The following is a 23,082-nucleotide window of genomic DNA, read 5'->3' as shown; positions in this document are numbered from 1 at the left end:
AGCCAGAGGATGGCGCCAGCCGCTTACGCTGGAAAAAGCATTTTCCAATCTAGCTTTAATGTGTATTATAGAGCAGACGGTTGCCCGTCTAAATGGATTATAGAAAACAGTTAGGGGTAAAAAGGTGAACTGTATGCGGAGCGTGAAACGATGATGAAAGCGATTGCGGGCAAGGTGTGGGAGCTGCTTTCTTTTTGGCGGGAGCTGGTTGCCAGAAGGCTGGTCAATAAGCTGATTTTACTGTTTACGGGCGTCATTGTACTGGTTGTGGCTTCGCTTAACTTCATCTCCTACCAGATGCTTGAGAAGGAATCGGTCGGCAACAGCATCGATAGTACAACGAACAACTTGCTGCTCGTTGGCCGCAATTTAGAGGATTATCTGAAGGGCATCGAGCAAATTTCCTTGCCGCAAATCGGCTACGATGAAATTACCTATGCCATTATGCACGAGTCAGAGGACTATTCCTCCAAGATGTATGTTGAAAATTATTTGCGCAATCTGTTTTATTCCCGCAGCGACTTGGAGGCTATCTACTTGTATGTCGTAGAGAAGCAGAAGTATTATGCGATAACGAGAGAAAATTACAATATAACGGTGCGGACGGGAACGAACACCGTCATTGCGGAGCAGCCATGGTATGCCAAGGCGATGGCAGATCCGAGCAATCAAGCGTATCAATCGCTGTCGGGACCAGGTGCGGAGGCGGATTTTGGCTATTCCGCCGAAATTCAGCAGGCCAGCTTTATGGCGTATCACCGGGTCATGCGTTCGATTAAGACGCGCAAGCCGCAGGCGGTGCTTTCTTTTTATTACAACGCTTCAGTCAAGGACGAGATTGTGAAGGATATACCGTTTAGCGAAGGCCAGCATTTGCTGTATGTCAGCCCGGATAATGAGCCTTTTGAGCTGGATGATGAAGCGTTCTACACGGAGCTGCGGGAAGCAGGTGTGCTGCAAAAGCTAGATGGCGGAGCGGGGCCGTTTACTTGGTTGCAGAGGGAGCAAAAATATTTAATTATTTACAATGTAGCGGAGAAAAGCGGCTGGAAGCTGATTAAGCCGATTCCTTATTCACAAATTTATGAGGCCGCGACGAAGACGCGCAACCTGAACTATGCCATTGGCGTGCTGTTTTTGCTGCTCGCAGTTGTGCTCGTCAGCTTGATGTCGAGCGCTATCACAAAGCCTCTCAAGAAATTATCCCGCCAAATGAGCCGATTCAGCGCAGGCAGCTTTGACGCGGAGGCCGAGGTGAAGGGCCGCGATGAAATTGCTTATTTATCGCGCCATTTCAATTTGATGGTCAGGCGGACGAATGAGCTGATTAATGAGCGCTACAAGATGAAGCTGGCGGAAAACCATGCGATTTTAAAGGCGCTGGAGGCGGAGATCAATCCGCATTTTCTGTATAATGCGCTGCAAGCGATCTCCACGAAAGCGCTCAAGCATCAAACATATGACGTCGCGGATATGATCGATGCGTTGGCGCTGACGTTCCGCTATTGCATCAGCGGGAAGGATATTGTGTTTGCGCGCGAGGAGCTGAAGCATATTGAGTGTTATATGGCGCTGCAAACGGCGCGGTTCGGCGCCAGATTGCAGGTCGTCTATGAGTGGGAGGAAGCGCTGATGGAGCTTGAGATTCCGAAGCTTTCGGTGCAGACGCTGGTCGAGAACGCGATCAAGCATGGGCTGGAGAAGGTAACAAGCACCGTCACCATTGGCATTAAGGCGTCCATTCAAGAGGACGGAACAGCGCTGATCGCTGTTCAGGATGACGGGCCGGGCTTTACGCAAGGCAGGCTGGGGCAGGTGGAGGCTTCGCTGCGGCGCGAATGGGGCCAGCGGGAGAGCGACAACATTGGGCTCGTCAACCTTTACACGAGGCTGAAGCTGCTGTATGGGGAAGAGGCTGAGCTGCTCATTAAGAGCGATCAAGCGGGGACGGAGCTGGCGATGCGGCTGCCCCGGCGAGGAGGGAACGGTTCATGAATTATACGGTGCTGATCATAGATGATGAAGAGCCGCTGCGCGAAGCCATTAGGCTGCTTGGCGACTGGGATGGACTTGGCGTGGAGCAGGTGCTGGAGGCTGCAGATGGGTTAAGCGGACTGCGCATGCTTGCGGAGCATAAAGTGGACCTGGCTATCGTCGATATGAAGATGCCTGGCCTGAACGGAGCGGAGCTGCTGCAAACCGTGGAGCAGCAGTACCCGGGGCTGCTGACCATTGTCGTCAGCGGCTACAACGACTTTGAATATACGCGGCAGGCGATTCGCTCCAAAGTCGTCGATTATTTGCTCAAGCCCGTAAACCGGACAGAGCTGAATCAGGCGCTGCGCAAGGCAATGGATGTGCTGGAGGCGAAGCGCAGGCAGGAGAGCGATTTTATTGCGCAAAATATTACCCTCAACCTGTCGCTGCCAGGGCTCAAGGAGAAGATGTATTTGTCCATTCTCGAACGCAGCTTTAAGCAGCAGGCGAATGAAGCGTTTCTGCCGCTCATTGGCGCGGACGACAAGGCCAATCGCTTCGTCGTTGTGCTGCTGCGCATTTTGAATCTAGACCAGGTCAGGCGCAGCCGCTTCCACGGCGATACGGAGCTGCTGCATTTCGCCGTCAGCAACGTCGTCAATGAGGTGGCGGGCGCGCACTTTCAAGCGTTCAGCTTCGCGAATCCGAAGCAGGAGCGCGAGCTGTTCGCCATTCTGACCATGAATGGCGGGGGTGCAGCCGATGCAGCCTATCGGGCGCTGCATCAGGTGAATGCAATAGCCGCTACGCTCCAGCGGCTATTCGGCATTAGGGTCGCCGCAGGCATCGGCGGCCCGGTAATGGAGGCGCTGGACATGGCCGCCTCCTTCGAAGAAGCGCGCACAGCGCTGGGTGAGATGGACCTGCTGCGCATGAATGGAGCAGCAGCTGTTAGAGCTGCCGCGGCTGATCATCGCGGCAGCGGCAATGGTGGCGGTAGCCGCACGTCAGGAGCGGCTGCTACGGGTACAGAGAAGCGGCAGCCGAAGGAGGGGCTGTCGCTGCCAGGGCGTATGGCGGTCATCCGCCAAGCGCTGGCGGGCGACAATCTTCAGCAGGCGAGCAGCATCATCAGCGAGCTGGCCCGCAGCTGGCAGGAGGCGGACAAGCTGAGCTTGGGCGAGGCCGATCGCATCATTCGCGAGGGCATCGTGCTGCTTGGCGACCTGTCGCTTGCGCTTGGCGTTCCGCAGGAGCGGCTGCCGGCCGGCAGCGAGGAGAGCTTGCGCAGCTGGGGGCTTTCGCTCGATTTTGCCACCTTCGAGCAGTTCGCCGCGCTGCTTCAGCGGCTGCTAAGCTTCTACCATGAGCAGCTGAGGGCAGCGCAGGCTGTGCAGAAGCCGTTCGATATTGCCGATATTAAAGCCCATATCGACCGTTATTATTTTGAGGATATTAAAATCTCGCTATATACCGATAAATATTTTCTCAGCCGCGAGTATTTGATGAAGCTGTTCAAGCAGCAGTTTGGCTGCGGCATTCATGAATATGTACAGAAGGTGCGGATGGATAAAGCGCGGGAGCTGCTGGACGATTCGGCGCTCAAAATTCAAGATATTTCCGAGCTGCTCGGCTACAAGGACAACAACTATTTCAGCAAGGCGTTCCGCAATTATTACAGCCTGTCGCCTTCGGAATATCGGAGCAGCAAGGGGAATGGTTAGGGAGCCCACAGCCATATACCACTTTTTTACCCTTAATACACCACTTATCTGCATGTTTATCTCCTATCCTTTTCTTTAGAATAAGCAGCGAAGACTTGTATTCCAAGCGAAAAGAAATGGGGGCCCTACCATGTTCAAAAAAATCATGTCCATGTCCACCAGTATCGTCCTGGCTTCGGTCATGCTGGCTGCTTGCGGCAGCGGCAATGGCAGCACCACGAGCAACAGCGGCAATACGCCGGAAGCGAGCAGCACAGCCGAGGCTGGCGGCGCTGCGAATGAGGCTAAGCCGGTTACGATCAACATGTTCACCGCTTCTCCCGAATATACCGATGCGTTTAATGCTTACATTGCCGAATACAAAAAAGTAAAGCCGAACGTCACGATCAACCTGGAAATTATGCAAGCCGATTACAATACGGTGCTAAAGTCGAAAATCGCAGCCGGAAGCACGCCGGATGTATTCCAGACGACAGCGGGCGGCGACATTGACACCTTTGCCGAATACAGCGCAGATTTGACGAATGAGCCGCTTGCGGCAGCTATGACGGATGCGGTACGTGTTAATATGACCTCGAGCGACGGCAAGGTGCTTGGACTTCCGGTCAAGGGCAATTTAATGATGATGATTTATAATAAAAAGCTGCTCGCGGACGCGGGCATTACTGCCGCTCCGAAGACGACGGCAGAGCTTGAGGATGCGGTTGGCAAGCTGGAAGCGAAGGGCATCACGCCATTTGCCAACGCCTACAAAGAGTGGTGGGTATGGAAGCATATTTTCCAAAACTTCGTCAACGCAGCAGCGGAAGATGCGGGCACCACGCCGAAAGAGCTGGTGGGTCAGTTCATCGCGGGTGAAACGACCTTTAAAGACCATCCTATGCTGAGCGACAATTTCTTTAATTTCATCAATCTGACTGTGAAGCACGGGACAGACAAGCCGCTGGAGCGTGACAGCAACGCCGAAGTAAGTGACTTTGCTTCAGGCAAAGCGGCCTTCATGACGGGCAAGGGCGCATGGGACGAGGAAGCGATCAAAAAAATTACACCTGACATCGAGATCGGCATCGCAGGCTATCCGGTCAGCGACAAGCCAGAGCAAGCGCTGCTTGTAACGGGAGCTGATCAGGCGCTGCGCATCAACAAGGATTCCGCTGTTGCGGCGGAAACAATTGCATTTTTCAACTGGCTGTATACCTCCGACTACGGTAAAAAATGGTTCTCGGAAGTCGCGAAGGTTATTCCGCCGATTAAAGATGCAGCGCTGCCGGATCTAGATATGCCGAAGCAGATGGAAGAGATTTTGAAGACGGAGAAATCCGGCGATCTGTCGGTCAACTATTCCCTCGACACGTTCCATCAAAAATTTGGCGAGCTGATGCAGAGCTACATTAGTGGCGGAAAAACGAAGGAGCAGACGATTACCGAAATCCAGCAAGCGTGGATTCAATTCGGCTCCTCGATGTAAGCAAGCGGCTAAGCACAGGGACGAAAGCGTTCCCTGTGTTTTTTTTATGAAATGACGTGTTGAATAGCGCTATGAAATGGCAAGACTATTCTACAAAAAATGTTTTAATTAATGGGCTTGGCGCTTACTATCCTTCTTGAGTTAACCGATATAACTAGGTAAAAGGGTTTACTTTAAGCTAGAGGAGAGTGACGAGATGAAAGCATCTAGTCCATTGAAATTTTTAACTAATCTGTCATTTCGCGTTAAGCTCCCCGTCATGATCTGCTTGCTGGTATGTATCGTGCTTGCGGCAACGGGCATTTTAAGCTATCGCATCGCAGCGGAAATTACAATTGATAAGAGCAAGGATGAAATTCGTTCTACCTCCGATCGCATCGGAGAAGGGCTGTATTCGTCGATTGAGCTGGCGCAGCAATCCGTATTTTTGCTGTCGGTTCAGGCCCCCATCCTTGATATTGTTAGTTTGCACAATAGCAGCTCGGTAGCGGAGGAGCAGTTTTTCACAGCTGACAATACGGCTTTAACGAGCGTAAATGAACGATTAACTACGAGTATTCAAGGCATGCAGGGAACGGAAACCATTTTGGTTTTGGACAAAAATGGTTTGATTGTCGCCAGCAGCAACGAATCTGTATTGAACAGCAGCCGCTCGGACCGTGATTATTTTCAGCAGGCGATTAAAGGGAAGGCTGCGGTGAGCGATGCGCTGGTGTCCAAATCCACCGGCAACTTGGTAACCGTGCTTGCCGCTCCTATTATGGACAAGCAGGGTGCCGTTCAAGGCGTTGTTGCCGTTACGCTCGTTACTGATTTCTTCGTCAATAAATTGCAAAATGTAAAAATTAATGACGAGGGCAAAGTCATTATTTTAGATCGCGTTGGTATGGTTATCTATCATTCGGGGGATGAGGCGCTCGTTGGTACGGTGCTTGAAACCGAAGATTATAAGGCGGTGCTGGAGCTGCCGCCAAGCAAGGAAATAATGAAAAATGAGCTATTATTCCCGGATAAGGTCGCCTTCTACTCCAAAACGCCGATTGCGGACTGGTCCATTATTATTGAGGACGCGTCTAGCGACGTAAATAAACCATTGAATCAAATGATGGAGCAGATGCTCATCGTATTGCTTTTTGCCATTGCTATTTCCATTGCCGTTGGTATCGGGATATCCCTATTGATTACGAAGCCAGTCAGCCGCTTGACGACCTTATTCAAGAAGCTGGCCTCAGGCGATTTGACCGTGGTGGCTGCTGGAAAATACAGTGGGGAGTTCAAGGTTCTTGCTGATAGCTTTGATGTCATGGTCTCACGCAACAAGCAGCTTATTACGAGCATGAACAGCTCGATTGCCGTCTTGCAAAACAGCATGTCAGAGCTTGAAGAGACGTCCAAAAGAACGAATCTTTCGATCGCCGAGACGTCGACTACGACGCAGGAAATCGCCAAGGCGATGGAGTCGCAGGCTAACGATACAGAATCGATCGTCGATAAGTTCATGGAGGTCGGCGACAAAATTGCTGACGTAAGCAGCAAGTCGCAGGAAATTAGAACGAAAGCAGATTCCGTAGCTCAAGTATTCAAAGCCAACTATGAGGTTATTGAGGCTTTGGTGGAAATCAACCATCGCAGCGAGCTGGAGGTGCGCAACATTTCTGAGGTAACCGCGCAGCTGGCGGAAAGCTCATCGGGCATCCGCCAAATTACGGGAGCTATTTCCGACATTGCTAATCAGACGCAGCTGCTTGCGCTGAATGCCTCCATTGAAGCGGCAAGAGCAGGAGAGCAGGGCCGCGGCTTTGCGGTCGTCGCCTCGGAAATTCGCAAGCTGGCGGAGCAGACGTCGCTGCAATCCCAAGATATTAATAAAATCGTCGCTCAGACGATTGGATACGTAGAGCGAAGCGACCACAGTGTGAAGGCGATAGAGTCCATTTCGGAGCAGCATAACAGCAGTGTGCAGCAGACGCAGCAAACCTTCGGCTACATTACCGATAATATTCGCGAAATTATTGAGCAGGTCAAGACGATTGCTGTCCAGCTGAAAGCGATAGAGCAGGATAAAGAAGGCGTGCTTGGCGCAGCGCAAAGCTTGTCGGCTTCCGGCGAGCAGGTATCCGCTTCCGTGGAGGAAGTAACAGCAACGGTACAGGAGCAATCGGCAATGGTACAGAACCTTGCGGAGATGGTTGAAACGATCGAAAGCTTGAGCAATGAGCTGGCACAAGCAGCTGGCGAATTTAAAGTAGAATAACGATACAGTTCACAAACACCCCTGTTCTATTAGTAGAACAGGGGTGTTTGGTTCGCCTAAATAAAGGAACTCATAGCGGGTGAAAATAAGCTATAATATAACAATAATCGATAAATATCGGGTTGAAGCGTGTGCGCTAGTTGCCTGCCAGGCAGGAAAACAGTTTGTTGCGAAAAGGAGATTGCGGCGGTGGATCACTTCAAAAATTTATTTGAGCTATCTTTTGACATGCTTGTGGTCATGGACTGCAACGGCCGCGTTGTGCACTATAACAGTGGCTTGCAGAAGATGCTGGGCTATCCTGTCTTATTGAATAGTATGAAAGATTTTTACACGTATATGCATCCTGATGACATAGCATCCATGAATACTTTAGTCCCACAATTAATACAAGGCAGGGAGCTAAGCGGGTACTTAAATCGATTCCGCTGCTTAGACGGCTCTTATAAATGGCTGCAATGGAATGTCTCTCTGGATCAGATCAATATGTACTTTTATGTCATAGGGCGTGATGTGCATCATCAGAAAAGCTTCGAGCAGCACCTGGCGGCACAGGAGCTATGGTACCGTTCCTGCCTCGACAATTTGCTGGATGGCTTCAGTTATTATAAGACAGTCAGGGACGAAGGTGGAGACATTATTGATTATCGGTCGGAGTACATGAATGATACCTTTTGCCGCATGATGAATTATTCGAAAGATGAAGCTGTGGGCCGGCTGTGGTCGCAGCTTTTTCCTGATTTTACAGAAGAGATCAGGGCGGTGCTGAAGCAGGTGACGAGCAGCGGCAAACCCGTTTTGCGGCAGGAACGAGTGTACAATAAGTGGCTGACCGATGAAGAAAGCTACGATGTGCTCTATTATAAAATGGGTGATGGCTTCGCCTGCAGCTGGCGCAATGTAACGGAATACCGCCGAGCTCAGGAGCATTTGGAGCTTTCGAACCTGAAATTTACGAGCGCCTTTCATACGAATGCGACGATGAACTTTTTAATAGATTTGGAAACAGCGACGATTATAGAGATGAATCAGAAATTTTCGCAGACGATGCGGCGGGGACATTATTCCCATTTTGTAAATAGTATTTTGCAAGCGATTCCAGATCAGGGGTTATTAGAAAATATCGAGCTTCCCTTTCTGCGGCAGTCTGGCGATACCGGCTATGGCGTCATTTCGGGCGAAGTGCTTGAACTGAAGAACAAGCGTTATTTTCTCGCCTTTGCCATCGATATTACGGAGCTGCGTAAAGCCAAAAAGCATCTCCTGCTTATGGACAAGCTGAATTTGCTCAGCTCCATGGCAGCAAGTATCGCCCATGAGGTGCGCAATCCAATGACGACGATTAAAGGCTTTTTACAGCTGATGCAGAAAAATACGACGCTCGCTTCTTACCGCGATACGTTAAATTTAATGATTAGCGAGCTCGATCGCGCGAACGGCATTATTTCAGAATATTTATCACTGGCGAATACCCGTTTTGTGCAAAAAGAACAGAAGCAGCTGGATGTTCTCGTTTCGAATATACTGCCGCTGCTGGAAGCGGATGCGGCCTACTCCAACATTTTAATTGTGCTTGATCTGCATGCCACGGAGCCCGTTACCGTGGAGGAGAAGGAGATCCGCCAGCTGCTGCTGAATTTGACGCGCAATGCAATCGAAGCGATGGAGAGCGGCGGCGAGCTGACCATTCGGACGAGAATGAATCAGGGCGATGTCATCTTGGAAGTAGCCGATCAAGGACATGGCATTCCGAAGGAGCATATAGAAGCGATTTTCACCCCTTTTTATACGACGAAGGAAACGGGAACCGGGCTTGGTCTTGCGGTGTGCCGCAGCATTGCGGAGCATCATGGCGCCGAAATCGAGATTGAATCAAGCGAGGAGGGTACGACATTTCGGGTCGTATTTTAGCTGCCCTCCAAGCAGCGTACAATCTCATGAGAAGCAGCCAATCGTTTGGGTGGAATAGGATATTTTCCCACACTAACGTTTTTTTGCTGATGAATGGTTTGGACAGTCAGGGTCAGGGACTTGGGATATTGAATCCAGTAACTAAGATTATAAGTAGGTTAGGCATTGATAGCTTGAATCCACCTGTGTGGCTCAAGTCATCAATGCCTTTTTGTATAACAATGATTTAATAGAAGCAGTAAGTTCTAATATGCGACAAAATATTTCCGAATAGAGGACTTTTTTACTATGTCGTCGAATGTGTTTGTTGAAAAATTTTACAGTTTGAAGTTTGAAGAGCATGTTTTCAAAAGGGGAAAGTCTTCTTTATATAGAAAGGGGAGCTAAAGGTGAAAGATTCACGCTACATTGTAATCGGAATTATCTTGCATGTAGGTTGGTTTTTGTGGTCTTTTTATATGTTTCGGTATACAGGAGTATTGTCTTTTTTATTATTGGATCAAACCCTCTCTAGCGAATTAAAGGGAAGTTCATTGGCGGTTTGGATGTATGTCTTTTAGATTCTCCATTTTATCTATACCTGTATTCTAGTGTATTATCACATTCGTTATTTCAAGCGTTCACAAACAATAAGAAAGAAAAAGAATCGCTACTTCTTTGCCATAATGGGAGCGGTGGTGTTATTTGTAACTGGTTTTTCACTGAGGTGGATTTATGTTCCTGTGATGAGTAAAGGGAAAGCGTTAGAGTTAGCCGTGGAAAAAATGGCAGCGGAATCCTCTGAATTAAAGTTTTATTCTATTCGGCATGATAAGCACAATAATCGCTGGCTTATAGAATACAAAGAGGATAAATCCTCAGATCAATGCACTTCCCTCGAAATCGGTAGGGACAATATCACCGTAAATTTTGTGACTTGTTTTGAGAATAAAGAAAATTAAATATTAAATTAGAAAACACCATTTATTCTTGATTGGGACTGCTTAAATTGAAGGGGAAGTTTAAATGACAAAGATCAAGTAGATTCTAGCATTTATGCTGATCCTCTCGCTAATATTTAATCTTACGCCAGTAGCTCATTCCCAAAATATAATGGAAGCAGGGGAAAATATAGTGGTATGAGTTTCTCAAATGCAAGTACAAACTTCCTCAAAAGGATATAAAATCTAATATACGACAAAATATTTATTAATAGAGGACTTTTTTACTATTTCGTCGAATATGTGTATTGAAAAATTTACAAGTGGAAAATTTACGAGTGTTGTTGGTGAGCGGAAAGAGATGCTAGATAGAGACAGGAGGACTGAAAGTGAAAGATTCTCGCTACATTATAATGGGAATTATTCTGCATGTAGGTTGGTTTTTGTGGGGATTTTATTTGTTGCAGTATATCGGAAAAGCAAGCTTTATGATGATATATAATAGTTGGAGTGGTGGATTGGAAGGGACGGAGGCAGTAGCAAACAGGATGTATATTTTACAAATGCTGTTTGCCCTGTACTCTTTTAGTCTGCTGTATTTCCATGGACGCTATTTTAATCGTTCGAAGGCGGTAGTGAAAAAGAAGCTGCTTCATCTACTTTTTATTATAGGAGTGAACATATTTTTCACAACAGGATTTCTGCTCTGGTGGAATTACGCACCTCCAATGAGTGAAACGAAAGCATTGAAGGTTGCTAAGGTGAGGATGGAAGAATACGCATCTGAGTTAAAATTTAATTCTATTAGGTATGATAAATACAATAATCGATGGTTGGTCGAATATAAATATGAGGATATTTCTGATCAATGCGTAACACTAGAAATTACAAGAGGATATGATGCAATAAATAATGTAGCTTGCTTTGATTTTCAAGAGAATTAAATTTTAAGATTGGACAGAGTGTTATTTATTTTAATATAGAATTAGTTAATTATTAAAGGGGGAATTTAAGTGGAAAAGATTAAGTCAATTCTAGCAGTTGTGTTAATCCTCTCGTTAATCTTTAATCATACGCCAGTAGCTCATTCCCAAAATATAATCGAATCAGGGGTTGAGGACACGAATGTCATGAGTCCGACAGTAACTGAATCGATATATGAGAATACTGGTGAAGTCCAAGAGTATATGATCGCTTTTGAGGAAAAAGTAGATGTTAATGAATTTATTGAAACAGAGATGGTTTCAAGAAACGTTGTTGAAAAAAATGAAGAACAGCAAAATAGTAAAATAACAACAGTGCTGTTGACCGAATCAGAGAAGGAACAATTGGAGCAAAATCCTGAAATTAAATACATAGAACCAAATAGCCCTGTGAGTATGCTAACAGAGGGAGTGCCTGTCAAAGAAGGCGATTCATATACTTATAGAAACGTCGAGGGTGATTCGGTAAGCTGGGGTCTCTATTCCATTGGAGGAGATCAGGCGCATAGGGCAGGAATGAAAGGTGCAGGAGTAAAAATCGCTGTATTAGATACAAGAATCGCGGAACACGCGGATCTTTATGTTAATGGTGGCGTATCTTTTGTAAGCGATACCATAGATTTCAAAGATGACAATGGACACGGTACATTCGTAGCAGGCATTATTGGTGCACAATTAAACGGCCAAGGAATAGCAGGTGTTGCTCCTGATGCCGAATTATATGCGGTAAAAGTTCTCAATTCAGAGGGTACGGGCACGTATGCTCAGGTAGTAAATGGAATTGACTGGGCCATTGAAAATCAGATGATTATGATAAGTATCAGTTTTGGCGGTATGGAATTGAGCGAATAAAGCGGAAATACTGGTTGTTGCTGCTATTGGTAACGCAGGATCGGGAGAAATAGAAGTAGCATGGAATCCTCAACCGCAAGAGTGAATATCCTGAAAAGGATATTTATTCTAAAATACGACAAAATATTTATTAATAGAGGACTTTTTTACTAGTTGGTCGAATATGTTTATTGAAAAATTTACAAGTGAAAAATCGACGAGTGTTGTTGGGAAGCAGAAAGAGATACTAGATATAGACAGGAGGACTGAAAGTGAAAGATTCTCGCTACATTATAATGGGAATTATCCTGCATGTAGGTTGGTTTTTGTGGGGATTTTATTTATGGAAGTATATGGGGAGGGTATCCTTTCAAGTTATGTATGACAGCTTTAATGGTGAGACGGGAGGAAGAGATCTAGCTAAGAGGTTAAATGTTTTTCTAGTTCTTTATTTTATTTATAGTTGTGTTTTGTGGTATTTTCATAGCCGTTATTTTAGGCGCTCGCATACGGTCAGAAAGAAAAAATATTTATACTTCTATACAATTATAACTGCAACGTTTCTGTTTGCGACATGTTTCTTGCTATGGTGGAACTATGTCCCTCCAATGAGTGAAGCAAGAGCGTTGGAGTATGCGAAGAAAAAGATGGCTAATGAGAATAATAATTTGAGTTTTTATTCTATAAAATACAACAAAAATGAAAATTCATGGCATGTAATTTATAATAAAAATAATAGAAAAGATATTTGCGTTACTTTAATTATATATAGAGATCATAACATGGAGACTATGGGGTATTGCAATGGTTTATAGTGTTATTTTGGAAAATAACTTTTTGATTAATTGGAATAGCAAAAACCTGCATGTGTGTTCGTTTTTGTTTGTGGGAGCATCGGGGAAGGTGCCTCAGAAACAATGATTATTTTACAGGTGCGTTATTCCGCTTAGTATATTGGCTTGTTCATGTTTATAGAAATCATTTGATGTAGAAGGGAAAGTTTAAATGACAAAGATCAAGTCAATTTTAGCGGTTATGCTAATCCTCGCGCTAATCTTCAATCTTCCGCCAGTTGCTCAAGCTCAAAACATAATTGAAGCAGGGGCAGAGGATACGAATGTAGTGAGTTCGACAGTAACTGAAGCTGTATATGAAGATACGGGAGAAGTTCAAGAGTACATGATCGCTTTTGAGGAAAAAGTAGATGTTGACGAATTCATTGAAGCAGAGATGGGTAGCAGAAAGGTTATTGAACAAAATGAAGAACAGCCAAATAGTAAAATAGCGACTTTAATGCTGACCGAAACAGAGAAGGAACAATGGGAGCAAAACCCTGAAATTAAATACATCGAACCCAATAGCCCTGTAAGTATGCTAACGGAGGGAGTACCTGTCAAAGAGGGGGATGCCTATACCTATAGAAACGTAGATGGTGATTCGATAAGCTGGGGTCTCTATTCCATTGGAGGAGATCAGGCGCATCAGGCAGGGATGAAAGGTGCGGGTGCAAAAATCGCTGTTCTCGATACAGGAATCGCAGAACATGCGGATCTCCGTGTGAATGGTGGCGTATCTTTTGTAAACGGGGTCGCAGATTTCGAGGATGATAATGGGCATGGTACATTCGTAGCGGGCATTATTGGCGCGCAAATAAATGGTCAGGGAATAGCTGGTGTGGCTCCTGATGCGGAATTATATGCGGTAAAAGTGCTAAATGCAGAGGGTAAGGGTACGTATGCACAAGTTGTAAATGGCATAGACTGGGCCATTAATAACCAAATGAATATAATAAGTATCAGTTTTGGCGGTATGGAATCGAGCGAAATTTTGCGTGAAGCCGTCATTCGAGCGAATGATGCAGGAATATTGGTTGTTGCTGCTCTGCTGGTAACTCAGGTGCAGGGGAAGAGACTGAGCTTTATCCAGCGCGTTTTGAGGAAGTTGTGTCCGTTGGCGCTGTTACCCGATCATTCAAACGTGCCATTTATTCAAGTACAGGCGCTCAATTAAATTTAGTTGCCCCTGGTAGTGATATTTTAAGCACAACCTTTGATGGTGATTACGGTGTTTTATCAGGTACGTCAGTTGCAGCACCGTTTGTCGTAGGAGCGGCGGCGCTTTTATTCTCAATAAATCCTCAGCAAACGCCCTTTGAACTCAAATTAACATTATATTTAAGTGCGACACCGTTAGGGGAGCAAACTTCTTATGGCAGCGGAATAGTAAACGTTGCAAAAGCAATTGGTCTTAACGATGAGCCTATCCCTCCCATTTTTTTAGGTTCTGACACGAATGAGGATGAAGAATGGGTTCCTCCCATATTTGAGGCACAGGATGGTGAAGTTTCTATTCTTGCCTATGGGCATAGTGGTAATGGACAGTCCATCGTGCCTGGAGCGAGCGCTACTGTTTCTCTAATCCTTTCTGCTCCGAAGAGCAAAGTATACATTGGTGTTTTTAATCCAGCAGGTGTTAAAATTGGGGACGGAGAATTTACTAACGTAAGTGCAAACGTTCCCATTGAATATACGTGGAACAGCTCTTCCGGCATACCTCCAGGGATATACAAAATTAAATATGCCTACTCAGGCACCACTCTAACAGATTTCTTTACCATTTATGTTACTGCAACTCAATCCAATGCTACGCCAGTAAAGCCTACGGGACTATATATTAGTAGCTATTCAGATAGCGGAATTAGAATAAATTGGAACGATATGGGTGGTGGCTTGCAGTATATTGTTAGACTTAATGGTAGCACGGTCACCACTACAATGAACAAGAGCTATACATTTACAGGCTTGCAGCCAAATACGCAATATGTTATGCAGGTGTTAACGACTAATGCATCGGGAGACAAAAGTGATGATGCGATTATATACAAAAGTACACTCTTTCCAGTTCCTGCTGGGCTAACGGCCACAGATGTCACGGAAACATCCATGACAATAAAATGGAATAAAATCGTAGGAGCAGATTATAGTGTACGTATAAATGGGGAATATTTTACGACGACGGGAAATAATTATCAGAGCTTTACGGGTCTCGATCCAAATACTACCTACAATTTTACAGTTGCTTCGAAGAATAGTAGCGGGGAGCTAAGTGAATTTAGTAATGCGTTAGCTAAGAAGACACTGGCAGATACAATAAATCCTTCAGTCTCGATTTCTGTGGCAACAGCGCTACCTTATTATGAAAACAAAGAGATTCTCATTCATTTCTCAGCGTCCGATAATATAGCGGTTACGAAGTTGAATTTTATAGTGAAGAAAGACGGTGTCTTTTTATTAAATAAGGATCTTCCACCAAATACACCTAGTCAGAAGTATACGCCCACAACAGCTGGGAACTATATATTTGAATTGACGGGATATGATAAAGCAGGCAATTCACAGACCAGGAGCCAAATCGTTATTGTAAGTCCTGAGAAAAAGGTTATTGTTTATGTGCCTGGGTTTATGAATACAAAAATCTTGAAAAATGGTAATGAAGTCTGGCCAACCTATCTCGTAAATCCAGCAATAAATCCGCTTTTGTTGTCTAGTAATGGTGAACCTGATAATGGTACTACTCATGGAGAGATATTTAAAGAGTTTTTTAATATAGACTTTGGAAAAAGTTTTTTGGACTATTTAGAGGGCAATGGTGTTGAGGTTGTGCCAGTTGGATATGATTGGAGAAGAGATTTACGACTCGCAGCGGAGCTTGTAAAAAACACAGTTGACGCCGAGTTTGAAAAAGCAGGTGGTCAAAAAATCAATCTTGTAACACACAGCACAGGTGGAATTGTAGCTAGATATTATTTGCTCACAGACCCTACGGCAAAAAATAAAGTAAAGAATTTTATAAATATTGCATCGCCTAATCTAGGGACAGTGACTGCTCTCAAAGGATTGGTGGTTGGGGATAGTTTAGGTATCATTAAAGGTAATGTTGCTCCTTTTACCATAGGTGAGTCTAGGCATATGGTTCAAAACTTTCCTGCTGTTTATCAACTGCTGCCTAGCCAGAAGTATGTAAACGTGCATGATAATTTATATGGAGGCAAATTTAAAAGTTTCTTTCAATATACTTACCGTGAATCTACTCGTGAAAGAATTCTAGGTCCACTAAAGGTAAATGATAACTATTCTGATACTGTAGATTACATCAAAAAAAATCATAATAATAATATTTATGAGGTCCCTGAAGAAGTGAATTCGTTTAGAAATAAAATTGAAAATAAGCAACTGGATTCTTCCATAAATGAATACCGAATTATAGGCACTTATGATAATGGCAAGCAAACGGTAATAAAACTTGCAGCCTACCGAGAAAATGAGCTTCCAGTTCGTGAGTATAAGGCTGTTTGGGGAATGGGAGACGGATTGGTATCTTTACTTAGTGCAAATTTCAATGAGCAAGGCTCCTCAACCAACTATTATGTACAAAAAAGTCATGTGGGCCTTATACAACCCAATGGAACGGAGCCATCCAGCGCGTTCAAAATAGTCAAAAGCATCGTAGCAGACAATGACCCATTGCCAGCCTATAATTATCCCAAGCCTTCATTAACAGATATTAAAGGAGACGCTATAGATATTTTATGCCCTGTTAATGTCGTAGTAACGGATCAATATGGCAACAAAGCCTATGTGGATGAAAATGGTTATGTTGTGAACAACATTGAGGGCTTAACTTATGAAATAGTAGGCGAATCGAAGCTCTTATTTGTATCAGCAGGAGTAAAGGTGAAATTCGATATTGTTGGAACAGATGAAGGGGAGGTAAATCTGGGTGTAACCAGATACGAATCCTCTGTTCCTGTTCGCACGAATTTGATTCAGAATCTGGACATTAACGATAAGTCCCAAATTAAGTTTGAATTCACAGGCGGTCAAGCAGGTACGAATCAAACGGATATTTTGTATGACTTTAATGGTGATGGAAACGTGCAAGTGCTTCATCTAACGAAAGAAGTTCCAGCTGATGAGTACTTGGATAATTCCTATATTGACGTTACTGCACCAACTGTGCCGACTGCTCTGTCTGTTGCAGGGAAAACAGAAACGACAGTGTCTTTGGTCTGGCAGGCTGCAACGGATAATGAAGGTATAAAAGGCTATGAAATTTATGAAGGAGCCAAGCAGGTTGGTTTTTCCAAGACGTTGGCGTATACCGTTCGAGATTTGCAGCCGAATGCTTCATACAGATTCTCCATCAAGGCGGTAGATAAGGCAGGTAACCCTTCGAATTCAAGTGCAGAAGTAGTTGCTATTACTAATCGAGATGTACAAGCGCCAACTGTTCCTGTAGAGATAGTCGTTAAATCAAAAACAGAAAAATCGGTAACCTTGTCATGGGCTGCGTCTACAGATAATGTTGGCGTAGCTGGGTACGATGTATACAAAAACGGAAATATTTTAGCGGGATCTTCTGTAGCTGCAGAATTTACTGTAACGGGGCTGGTTCCAGAGACAGCATACTCCTTTACCATTAAGTCCAAGGATGTCTCGGGTAATATTTCTGGTTTCAGTACAGCGATAACGGTGGTGACTAATGCGGATACAGAAGCGCCCTCCGTTCCGACTAATTTGCAATTGCTGACTAAAACAGATCAAACCGTAACGCTATCATGGTCAGCATCTACTGATAATATTGCGGTGAAAAATTATGATATCTATGTGGGTACAGAATTAGTAGGCACATCGGCTACTACCTCCTATACGGTTACAAAGCTGATGCCGGATACTTCGTATGATATTTCTATTAAAGCTAAGGACGCCAAAGGAAATGCGTCAGAGTTTAGCTCAATTTTAAATGTTCGGACGATGCCAGATACAACTCCTCCGGAGGCACCCACAAATTTAAGTGAGAGTGAAAAAACAGCAGCGAAGCTGAAATTGTCATGGAAAGAAGCGAAGGATAATATCGCGGTGACAGGCTATCATATTTACGAGAGCTCTAATTTAATAGGAACGACAGATTCTACAAGCTTTGAAGTAGGGGGTCTGACTTCAAACCGACTCTATATTTTTTCTATAAGGGCTTATGATGCTGCTGGAAATATATCTAGCGAAAGTAAACCTCTTGACAGCATTTTTGTAGTCTCAAATGGAATAAAGCGGCTAGCGATTGGAAATCAGATGCTTTATGCGAAAGCGGACGGAAGTCTATGGGGTTGGGGAAACAATAGCTCCGGGCAATTGGGAGATGGAACGATCAATGCAAAATCGACGGCCACGCAAGTACCTGATGTGAGCGGAATTGTCCATGTAGCAACAGGCTATGCACACACGCTGGCGTTAAAGGAAGACGGAACCGTGTGGGCATGGGGAGATAACGGCTTCGGTTCTTTGGGGACGGGTGACAAAGTTAATCAGAAAAAACCGAAGCAAGTAGCCGGCCTAACCGATGTAGTTGCCGTAGCGGCAAATGGACAGGGCTACAGTAGCTATGCCCTGAAGAAAGATGGAACCGTATGGACATGGGGGAGATTTCTCAATAATTACAATACCCATCTAGTAGTGCCGCAGAAGATGTACGGAATGGAAGGGATTAGTCAGATCGCGACAAGTTCGACTAAATTTGCCGCATTGAAAAATGACGGAACAGTTTTGGTGGTAGGAACTACGACAAGTAATCCTGCTCAAATGATTGTCCCAGAAAAAGTAAGTACGATAGTGGTAGAAGACAAAGTGCTTGCCCTAACAGAAAGCGGAAAGGTATGGGCATGGGGCGGCCCAGGTGCAGGCGATAACCCAACAGAAGTAGCAGGGTTGAGTGGAATAGTGAAGGTGGCCGAAGGAGGAGCGTTCTACCTGGCACTTAAGGGTGACGGAACCGTATGGGGCTGGGGAAGAAACACGCAAGGTCAGCTAGGAGATGGAACGAGGACAGATCGAGCAGCACCCGTGAAAGTAAATGGCTTAACAGATGTGAAAAGTATCTATGCAGGAATGGCAAGCAGTGCAGCGATTAAGCAGGACGGGAGTGTGTGGACGTGGGGAGGGAATACCAGCGGTCAACTGGGAGATGGAACGACCACGGATCGCTCAACGGCTGTTCGGATGCTAGAAAACACAGCACCTACGTTAACCCTGAAATACCCGCTAGGTACGGAAAGTCAGCCAGTATTCGTGAATATTGACCAGCCATCTATTGCCTGGGAGCAAATAGATACTGATTCGTTGACGGTATTTAGCCGTTTTCAAGTACAAATAAGCGATGCAATTGGAGTAGTTGTAGTGGACTCTGGTGAGGTAGAGCAGACGCTGCGAGCTAAAGCAGGAAACTGGGTAGTCAACACAGCGTTACCTTCAAATAAGATGCTAAAAGTACGAGTAAGGGTAAAGGATGATTCGTTGTGGTCAGAGTGGAGTGATTACGGATGGCTGCAAGTTAAAGTAGAATTTTCTAAGAATGTCATGGCGATTGGAAATCAGATGATGTACGTGAAGGCAGATGGAAGCTTATGGGGCTGGGGAAATAATAACTCAGGGCAATTGGGAGATGGGACGACCAATGCCAAAACGACGGCCACGCAAGTGCCTGATGTGAGCAGAATCGTCAATATAGCAACAGGCTATGCACACACGCTAGCGTTAAAGGAAGATGGAAGTGTGTGGGCATGGGGAGACAACACCTTCGGTTCTCTGGGAATAGGCGACAAAGTTAATCAGAAAAAACCGAAGAAAGTAACAGGCCTAACCGATGTAGTTGCCGTAGCAGCAAATGGATATGGCTATAGCAGTTATGCCTTGAAGAAAGATGGAACGGTGTGGACATGGGGAAGATTCATTAATAATTACAATACCCATCTCGTGGTGCCGCAGAAGATGTATGGAATGGAAGGGATTAGTCAGATTGCGACAAGTTCGACCAAATTTGCTGCATTGAAAAATGACGGAACAGTTTTGGTGGTAGGAACTACGACAAGTAATCCTGCTCAAATGATTGTCCCAGAAAAAGTTAGTGCGATAGTGGTAGAAGACAAAGTTCTTGCGCTAACAGAAAGTGGGAAGGTATGGGCATGGGGTGGCCCGGGCACAGGCGATAATCCAACAGAAGTAGCAGGGTTAAGTGGAATAGTGGAGATAGCTGTAGGAGGAGCATTTTACTTAGCGCTTAAGAGTGATGGAACCGTATGGGGCTGGGGAAGAAATACGCAGGGCCAGCTAGGAGATGGAACGACCACAGATCGAGCAGTACCTGCGAAAGTAAATGGATTAACGAATGTGAAAAGTATCTATGCAGGAGTAGCAAGCAGTGCAGCAATTAAGCAAGATGGAAGTGTGTGGACGTGGGGAGGAAACACCAGTGGTCAGCTGGGAGATGGAACGACAACGGATCGCTCAACCGCTGTTCAGATGCTAGAAAATACAGCGCCAACGTTAACTCTTAAGTACCCACTAGGTACGGAAAGTCAGCCAGCAGTGGTGAATATTAACCAGCCGTCTATTGCATGGGAGCAAATAGATACTGATTCGCAGACGGTGTTTAGTCGTTTTCAAGTACAAATAAGCGATGCAGTTGGAGTAGTTGCGTTGGATTCCGGTGAGGTGGAGCAGACATTACGAACTAAAGCAGGAAGTTGGGTAGTCAGCACGGCATTACCTTCAAATAAGATGCTAAAAGTACGGGTAAGGGTAAAGGATGATTCATTGTGGTCAGAGTGGAGTGATTACGGATGGCTGCAAGTTAAAGCAGAGTTTTCTAAAAATGCCATGGCGATTGGAAATCAGATGATGTACGTGAAGGCGGATGGAAGCCTATGGGGCTGGGGAAATAATAACTCAGGGCAATTGGGAGACGGAACAACCAATGCAAAAACGACAGCCACGCAAGTGCCTGATGTGAGCGGAATCGTCAATGTAGCAACAGGCTATGCGCACACGCTGGCGTTAAAGGAAGATGGAACGGTATGGGCATGGGGAGATAACACCTTCGGTTCATTAGGAACAGGTGACAAGGTTAGCCAGAAAAAGCCGAAGCAAGTAACAGGTTTAACAGATGTGATTGCCGTAGCGGCAAATGGAAATGGCTATAGCAGTTATGCTTTGAAGAAGGATGGAACCGTGTGGACATGGGGGCAGTTCATCAATAACTACAATGTCTCTCTAGTTGTGCCGCAGAGGATGTACGGAATGGAAGGGATTAGTCAAATATCGGCAAGTACAACCAAATTTGCTGCATTGAAAAATGACGGAACAGTTTTGGTGGTAGGTAGTACTTCAGGCAATCCTGCTCAAATGAGCATACCGGAGAAAGTAAGTACAATAGTGGTAGAAGACAAAGTACTTGCTCTCACCGAAAGTGGGAAGGTCTGGGCATGGAGCGGCCCGAATACCGGTAACAATCCAACAGAAGTAGCAGGGCTGAGCGGAATAGTGGGAGTAGCAGTTGGAGGAGTGTTCTCCTTAGCATTGAAGAGTGACGGAACCGTATGGGGATGGGGAAGGAACACACAGGGCCAACTGGGAGATGGCACGATCACTGATCGAGTGACTCCGGTGAAAGTGAACGGACTGACAGGTGTAAAAAGTATCTATGCAGGAGTAGCAAGCAGTGCAGCAATTAAACAGGACGGGAGTGTATGGACGTGGGGAGGAAATACGCAGGGTCAACTGGGAGATGGTACAACAGTAGATCGTTCAACTGTTGTCCAGATGCGGGAAAATACAGCGCCTACGTTAACCTTGAAGTACCCACTAGGTACGGAAAGCCAGCCAGTAGTAACGAATATTGATCAACCGTCTATTGCATGGGAGCAAGTAGATACGGATTCGCTAACGGTATTTAGTCGTTTTCAAGTGCAAATAACCGACGGAGCGGGCGTGATGGTAGCAGATTCCGGTGAGGTGGAGCAGACATTGCGAACTAAAGCGGGAAGTTGGGTAGTCAACACAGCATTACCATCTGATAAGAAGCTAAAAGTACGGGTAAGGGTAAAGGATGATTCGTTGTGGTCAGAGTGGAGTGATTACGGATGGCTGCAAGTCAAAGTAGAATTTTCTAAGAATGTCATGGCGATTGGAAATCAGATGATGTACGTGAAAGCGGATGGGGGCTTATGGGGTTGGGGGAACAATAACTCAGGTCAACTGGGAGATGGAACAACCAATGCAAAAGCGACAGCCGCACAGGTGCCTGATGTGAGCGGAATCGTCAATGTAGCAACAGGCTACGCGCACACGCTGGCGTTAAAGGAAGATGGAACCGTGTGGGCTTGGGGAGAGAATGGATATGCGTCATTGGGAACAGGTGATAAAATTAGTCAGAAAAAACCGAAGCAAGTAACAGGTTTAACAGATGTAATTGCCGTGGCGGCAAATGGGAATGGCTACAGCAGCTATGCTTTGAAGAAAGATGGAACCGTGTGGACATGGGGGCAGTTCATTAATAACTACAATTCCTTTTTAGTCGTCCCTCAGAAGATGTACGGAATGGAAGGTATTAGCCAGTTCGCAGCAGGAAGTGATAAAGTAGCGGCACTGAAGAATGATGGAACAGTATGGGTAGTGTCCCGAACATATAGCACGCCTATCCAAATGAGCATACCAGAGAAAGTAAGTACGATAGTGGTGGAAGACAGAGTTGTTGCACTTACGGAAAGTGGGAAGGTATGGATATGGAGTGGCCCGGGTACAGGTAGCAACCCAACAGAAGTAGCAGGCTTGAGTGGAATAGTGGAGGTAGCGGTAGGAGGAGCATTTTCCTTAGTACTTAAAAGTGACGGAACTGTATGGGGCTGGGGAAGAAATACGCAGGGTCAGCTGGGAGATGGAACGACCACAGATCGAGTAGCTCCCGTGAAGGTGAATGGCTTAACAGACGTGAAAAGTATATATGCAGGAGTGGCAAGCAGCGCAGCGATTAAGCAGGACGGGAGTGTATGGACTTGGGGTGGGAATGGCAGTGGTCAACTGGGAGATGGAACGACAATGAATCGCTTGCTACCAGTTAAGATAGTACAATAATTAAAACAATACTATTATAAGTTTAGAATGTCATAAATTTGTACCCGCAGATT

General features: G+C 45.5%; 11 protein-coding genes and 1 pseudogene. All 12 read left to right on the top strand.

Going from position 1 to position 23,082, the window contains the following annotated elements; translation table 11 throughout:
- The first annotated feature begins 150 nt into the window (after nucleotides 1-150).
- The 12 genes and pseudogenes from MHB80_RS28540 to MHB80_RS28485 all read left to right on the top strand — a co-directional run bounded on the left by MHB80_RS28540 (nucleotide 151) and on the right by MHB80_RS28485 (nucleotide 23,029).
- Entirely contained in the window at nucleotides 151-1,995 is a 1,845-nt protein-coding gene (locus MHB80_RS28540; RefSeq protein WP_341280085.1) for a histidine kinase, read from the top strand.
- On the top strand, nucleotides 1,992-3,701 hold the full coding sequence (locus tag MHB80_RS28535) for a response regulator (protein WP_341280084.1): 1,710 nt from the start codon (nucleotides 1,992-1,994) through the stop codon (nucleotides 3,699-3,701). Before MHB80_RS28540 ends, MHB80_RS28535 begins: the two co-directional genes overlap by 4 nt.
- 130 nt (nucleotides 3,702-3,831) lie before the next feature.
- Nucleotides 3,832-5,169, top strand: a complete 1,338-nt coding sequence (locus tag MHB80_RS28530) for an extracellular solute-binding protein (RefSeq protein WP_341280083.1) — start codon at nucleotides 3,832-3,834, stop codon at nucleotides 5,167-5,169.
- Nucleotides 5,170-5,365: 196 nt separating this feature from the next.
- Nucleotides 5,366-7,423: a methyl-accepting chemotaxis protein gene (locus MHB80_RS28525; protein WP_341280082.1), complete on the top strand. Its 2,058-nt coding sequence runs from the start codon at nucleotides 5,366-5,368 to the stop codon at nucleotides 7,421-7,423.
- 189 nt (nucleotides 7,424-7,612) lie between these two features.
- Nucleotides 7,613-9,334 carry an ATP-binding protein gene (locus tag MHB80_RS28520; RefSeq protein WP_341280081.1) on the top strand — a complete coding sequence of 574 codons (1,722 nt, stop codon included), beginning with the start codon at nucleotides 7,613-7,615 and terminating at the stop codon, nucleotides 9,332-9,334.
- Nucleotides 9,335-10,011: 677 nt separating this feature from the next.
- Nucleotides 10,012-10,275 (top strand): hypothetical protein, encoded by a 264-nt coding sequence (locus MHB80_RS28515; protein WP_341280080.1) that lies wholly within the window; start codon nucleotides 10,012-10,014, stop codon nucleotides 10,273-10,275.
- Between the two features lie 368 nt (nucleotides 10,276-10,643).
- A complete protein-coding gene (locus MHB80_RS28510) occupies nucleotides 10,644-11,198 on the top strand; it encodes a hypothetical protein (RefSeq protein WP_341280079.1) in 555 nt (184 codons plus the stop codon).
- 69 nt (nucleotides 11,199-11,267) lie between these two features.
- Nucleotides 11,268-12,089 (top strand): S8 family serine peptidase, encoded by an 822-nt coding sequence (locus MHB80_RS28505; protein ID WP_341280078.1) that lies wholly within the window; start codon nucleotides 11,268-11,270, stop codon nucleotides 12,087-12,089.
- Nucleotides 12,090-12,340: 251 nt separating this feature from the next.
- Nucleotides 12,341-12,883, top strand: a complete 543-nt coding sequence (locus MHB80_RS28500) for a hypothetical protein (protein WP_341280077.1) — start codon at nucleotides 12,341-12,343, stop codon at nucleotides 12,881-12,883.
- 190 nt (nucleotides 12,884-13,073) lie between these two features.
- Nucleotides 13,074-14,078 (top strand): S8 family serine peptidase, encoded by a 1,005-nt coding sequence (locus MHB80_RS28495; protein WP_341280076.1) that lies wholly within the window; start codon nucleotides 13,074-13,076, stop codon nucleotides 14,076-14,078.
- Nucleotides 14,003-14,227: pseudogene (locus tag MHB80_RS28490) on the top strand (S8 family serine peptidase); the annotation flags it as partial. The gene MHB80_RS28495 and the pseudogene MHB80_RS28490, both read left to right, overlap by 76 nt.
- 558 nt (nucleotides 14,228-14,785) lie before the next feature.
- Nucleotides 14,786-23,029 (top strand): fibronectin type III domain-containing protein, encoded by an 8,244-nt coding sequence (locus tag MHB80_RS28485; RefSeq protein WP_341283107.1) that lies wholly within the window; start codon nucleotides 14,786-14,788, stop codon nucleotides 23,027-23,029.
- Nucleotides 23,030-23,082: the final 53 nt, after the last annotated feature.

The organism is Paenibacillus sp. FSL H8-0537 (genome assembly GCF_038051995.1).
Classification (GTDB): Bacteria; Bacillota; Bacilli; order Paenibacillales; family Paenibacillaceae; genus Pristimantibacillus.
This window is presented reverse-complemented; position numbering and strand designations above follow the sequence as displayed.

Coding starts and splice junctions, on each gene's coding strand:
- MHB80_RS28540 (WP_341280085.1), top strand. CDS start 151: ATGATGAAAGCGATTGCGGGCAAGGTGTGGGAGCTGCTTTCTTTTTGG.
- MHB80_RS28535 (WP_341280084.1), top strand. CDS start 1,992: ATGAATTATACGGTGCTGATCATAGATGATGAAGAGCCGCTGCGCGAA.
- MHB80_RS28530 (WP_341280083.1), top strand. CDS start 3,832: ATGTTCAAAAAAATCATGTCCATGTCCACCAGTATCGTCCTGGCTTCG.
- MHB80_RS28525 (WP_341280082.1), top strand. CDS start 5,366: ATGAAAGCATCTAGTCCATTGAAATTTTTAACTAATCTGTCATTTCGC.
- MHB80_RS28495 (WP_341280076.1), top strand. CDS start 13,074: ATGACAAAGATCAAGTCAATTTTAGCGGTTATGCTAATCCTCGCGCTA.
- MHB80_RS28485 (WP_341283107.1), top strand. CDS start 14,786: ATGGGTGGTGGCTTGCAGTATATTGTTAGACTTAATGGTAGCACGGTC.